Origin of the sequence: Streptomyces sp. (genome assembly GCF_031178505.1) — a bacterium.
In the GTDB taxonomy this organism is placed as follows: domain Bacteria; phylum Actinomycetota; class Actinomycetes; order Streptomycetales; family Streptomycetaceae; genus Streptomyces; species Streptomyces gulbargensis.
Window position 1 is genome coordinate 1 of sequence record NZ_JAPSIW010000582.1, and the last position, 4,514, is coordinate 4,514.

The following is a 4,514-nucleotide window of genomic DNA, read 5'->3' on the forward strand; positions in this document are numbered from 1 at the left end:
ACCCTCGCCCCCGGTGCGACGGTGAGCTTCGGGGTCCAGGGGACCCACAGCGGTGCGAACCCCTCCCCCACGGCCTTCACCCTCAACGGCGACGCCTGCGCCTGACCGTCGCCGTGCGGGGCACGGGCGGACCCCCCCGGCCGGGCCCCGCCGGCCACCCCCGCCCGCGGTTCGTCATCCGGCCCGGGCGGGGCACCTCGGCCGCGGAACCGGGCGCGGGCCTCGTGCGGGTGGAATCGCGCCGCATGGCCGGGAGGCGCCGCTGGGGAGAGGGGCTGGCGCGCTGCCGCTCGGGCGTGATCCGATGCGTACACGCCAATAGTGCGCGCGGGGGAACCCCCGGCCGGCCCCGCCGCGCACGGCCGGCGGAGGGTGCGGCGCGGGGCGCGTGGCATGCGGATACGGCCTTCCGGACCGGGGCTTCACGATTTCTCCGCGACGCCTTCACGGGGTGCGCACTTTCGGCCGCCGGCCGCTGCGGAGGCTGCCGGCGGGGAAGACGGCGGGTCGCGGCGCTGCCTAGCCTCCCGGGCCATGCGATCATTCCTCACGCGACGCCTCGGGCTCACCGCCGTCCTCGCCCTCTGCCTCGCTCTGTTCGGCCTGGCCCCGTCCGCGAGCGCGGCGGCCCCGGCCGCCGCGCAGCTGACGTTCAGCACCAGCGCCGCCACGACCACCCCGGGCGGCTCCGTGGAGCTCTCGATGACGCTCACCAACAACAAGACCTACGACATCTGGTTCGTCTACCAGACCATCGACCCGACCTGGCTCACCAACCAGCGCCCGGACCTGAAGTACGCGTTCACCGGCTGTACCCTGACCGGCCCGAGCGGCAGCAGCGCCTGCTCCGGCACCGGCCCGGCCGACCTGGGCGCCAACTACGGGGCCACCATCCCGCCCGGCCAGAGCCGCACCGTCACGCTGACCCTCCAGGTCGCCGCCGACTCCGGCTGCAACGGCAACATCGGCTTCTACTCGTACTTCTACGCCGAGTTCAGCGACAGCTCGAACGTCAGCGGCGGCCCGGTCCACACCCCCGAGACGCGCGTCCTCTGCGCCTGACGCCCCGACTCCGGGCCGGTACGGGTCCATGATCCGGCCAAGGACCGTTCGTCCGACCGGTCCGGACCTCTGACTGTTCCACCGGCGGCTCCCCGGGCCCGCCGGTGGAACTTTTTCCCGCCCCGCTTGGCCGGGAGGGCCCCGGGCGGCCGGCGCGGGCGGGCCTTCGGGGCCCGTCCGGCCGGCGTGCGGACGCCGGAGCCGGACCGCGATTTTCCGCCAGCTTGAGCAGCACGACCACGAAAGCTCCACAGATACCTCACCATTTGACGCGACGGACGCGTGGGCGACCGGCCTTCGAGGGGGATGCCGGCGTCGCACGAGGGGGTGCGCCCGCTCCGCGGAGCCATGACCACCCCTGTGCTCCGGGAGGGGACACCCACCGCATGAAGCGGATATCAGGCACCACCTTGCTCGCCACGGGCGCGCTGCTGGCCGGACTCGTCCTGCCGGGAACGGCGGCCCGCGCCGCCGCGCCGGAACCGCGCGTGGACCTGCGGGTCCTGGTCGTCTCCGACGGCGGCCCGGCCACCGAGGCCATCGCCGCGGAACTGGACGTGGCGGGCACGCCGTACACCCAGATCGACCTCACCCGCGCCGACCGTCCGGTGATCGACGCCGGATACCTCGCGGACACCGTCGACGGCCGGCCCCGGGCCAAGTTCCAGGCGGTCGTCCTGCCGAACGACAACCCGTTCCCGGCCCACTCGCCCGAGATGGCGGCGCTCGCCTCGTACGAGCGGACCTACGGCATTCCGCAGGTCGACGCCTACACCTACGCCCGGCCCGAGGCGGGGCTCCAGTACCCGGTGTACGGCGGCTACTCCGGCAGCCTCGACGGAGTGACCGCCCAGGTCACCGCCGCCGGCCGCTCCGGCCCCTTCGGCTACCTGGACGGCGCGGTTCCCTTCGAGGACAACTCGCCGACCGTGGGCGAGAGTTACGCCTACCTGTCGAACCCGGTCACCGGCGCGGACTTCACGCCGTACGTCCAGGCGACGATCCCCGGCACCACCCGGCGGGGCTCGCTGGTCGGCGAGTACCGCCACGACGGGCGGCGCGAGCTCGTCGTCACCTTCGTCTACAACCGCTACCAGCAGCAGTACCGGCTGCTGGCCCGCGGCATCGTGGAGTGGATGACCGGCGGCGTGCACCTGGGGGCCTCCCGCAACTACTTCGCCGTCCACGTCGACGACGTCTTCGCCGCCGACGACCGCTGGAACTCGGTCCTCAACTGCACCCCCGGCGACGTCGACTGCACCGACCCGAACGCCACCCCCGACCCGATCCGGATGACACCGGCCGACGTCGACCACGCCGCCGGCTGGCAGGCCGCGCGCGGCTTCACCCTCGACATGGCGTACAACGGCGCGGGCAGCGTGGACCACCGGGAGGACAACGGCGGGGCCGATCCGCTCGCCGACCGGTTCCTCGCCCGCCGCGACGAGTTCCGCTGGATCAACCACACCTACACCCACGCCTTCCTCGGCTGCGAGCAGGACACCACCGTCGTGCCCTGGCGGTGCGCCACCCGCCCGGACGGTTCCGTGAAGTGGGTGAGCCGCGAGGACGTCTCCGACGAGATCGCGCTCAACCGCGTCTGGGGCCAGGTCGCCGGGCTCCCCCTCGACAACGGCGAACTCGTCACCGGTGAGCACTCCGGGCTGCGCGTCCTGCCGCAGCAGCCCGTCGACAACCCTTATCTGGGCCCCGCGCTCGCCGACAACCGCGTCACCTGGCTCGCCTCGGACAACTCCCGGGAGAGCGGCGGCCAGCGGCGGGTCGGGCCGGCCACCACCGTCCCCCGGTACCCGATGAACGTCTTCTACAACGCGGGCCGGGCGGCCGAGCAGGTCGACGAGTACAACTGGATCTACACCAGCCGCGCCCAGGGCGGCAGCGGCATCTGCGAGGACAACCCGGCGACCACCACCTGCCTGCCGGCCCCGCTCGACCCGGCCACCGGGTACGCCGGCCACATCGTGCCGGTGGAGCGGCGGATCGCGCTCGGACACGTCCTCGCCAACGACCCGAAGCCGCACTTCATCCACCAGTCGAACCTCGCCGAGGACCGCATCGCCTACCCCGTCCTCGACGGTGTGCTCGACTCCTACGACGCCTTGTTCACCCCGGCGGCCCCCGTCGTCAACCTGCGGATGCGGGACATCGGGCGGGAGCTCCAGCGGCGCGAGGCCTGGCAGACGGCCGTCCGGGACGGGCGGGTCACCGCCTACCGCGTCGGCACCACGGTCACCGTCGAGGGCCCCGCCGGCCTGGACGTCCCGGCCACCATGCCGGAGGGCACCCTGCGGGCCGGCTCCGCCTTCGGGGAGTCGTACGCGGGCACGCGCTCCGGCTGGACCGCCCTCACCACGGCCCCGCTCGGCCTGGCGCTCCCCGCGCTCCCCGCGCCCGCCGCGGCCCCGGCCGGCGGCGCCGGCGGCGCCGCCCCCGCCGCCGTCCCGGCTCCCGCGCCGCCCGTCCGGGTCCCCGAGGGCGTCACCGCCCCGGTCCCGCCCGGCGCCGGCGGCTGATCGCACCGCCCCGCGTCCCGGCCGCCCACCCGCGGCCGGGACCGGCATCACCACCCCCACCACGGCCGTGGAGCACACACCCATGCACATACCCCAGGGCGTCCGGCCCGACGGCGCCCCGCGCGTCACCCTCCTCACCGAAGGCACGTACCCGCACAGCCACGGCGGGGTGAGCGTCTGGTGCGACCAGCTCGTCACCGGGATGCCCGACATCCGGTTCGACGTCATCGCCGTCACCGGCACCGGCCGGGAGCCTCTGGCGTGGGAGCCGCCCGCCAACGTGGGGAATGTGCTGTCCGTACCGATGTGGGGTACGCCGCCGCCCGGCCACGCGCCACGGGGCCGGTCCCGCAAACGGCTGGCCGCCACGTACGAGACGTTCCTGGAGGCGCTGCTCGACCCGGCCGCCGAGCACCGCTTCGGCCCCGCCCTGCACGGCCTGGCGCGGGCCGCCGCCGACGGGCTGCTCGGCCCCTTCCTCCGCGGCGACACGGCGATATCCGTCCTCACCTCCGTCTGGCGGCGGCCCGGGCTCGCCGTCCGCGAGGCGCGGCCGACCGTGCACGACGCCCTCACCGCCACCGCCCTCCTGGAGCACGCCCTGCGCCCGCTGGCCGCGCCGCCGCCGACCGAGGGGGTCGCGCACGCCGTCAGCGGCGGCGTCGCCGTCCTGCCCGGGCTCGCCGCGCTCGAACGCCACGGCGTGCCGCTGCTCCTGACGGAACACGGGGTCTACCTGCGCGAGCGCTACCTCGGCTACCGCACGGCCCCCTACCGCTGGCCCGTCAAGACCGTGATCCTCGGCTTCTTCCGGCTGCTCGCGGAGGAGAGCTACCGGCGGGCGGCCCTCATCACCCCCGGCAACCGCTACAACCGGCTGTGGGAGGAGGAGGGCGGCGCGGACCCGGCGGCCATCCG

The 4,514-nt window shown here is 74.9% G+C and carries 4 protein-coding genes; all 4 read left to right on the forward strand.

The window, feature by feature from the left end; genetic code table 11:
- On the forward strand, window positions 1-105 hold a 105-nt coding region (locus RIF68_RS28260; protein ID WP_309054134.1), incomplete at its 5' end, for a cellulose binding domain-containing protein.
- Between the two features lie 429 nt (window positions 106-534).
- Window positions 535-1,062 (forward strand): hypothetical protein, encoded by a 528-nt coding sequence (locus tag RIF68_RS28265; RefSeq protein WP_309054131.1) that lies wholly within the window; start codon window positions 535-537, stop codon window positions 1,060-1,062.
- Window positions 1,063-1,448: 386 nt separating this feature from the next.
- Window positions 1,449-3,596, forward strand: coding sequence for a hypothetical protein (locus tag RIF68_RS28270; RefSeq protein ID WP_309054132.1), 2,148 nt, complete (start codon window positions 1,449-1,451; stop codon window positions 3,594-3,596).
- A gap of 82 nt (window positions 3,597-3,678) precedes the next feature.
- A partial coding sequence (locus tag RIF68_RS28275; protein ID WP_309054133.1) for a DUF3492 domain-containing protein occupies window positions 3,679-4,514 on the forward strand: 836 nt, incomplete at its 3' end.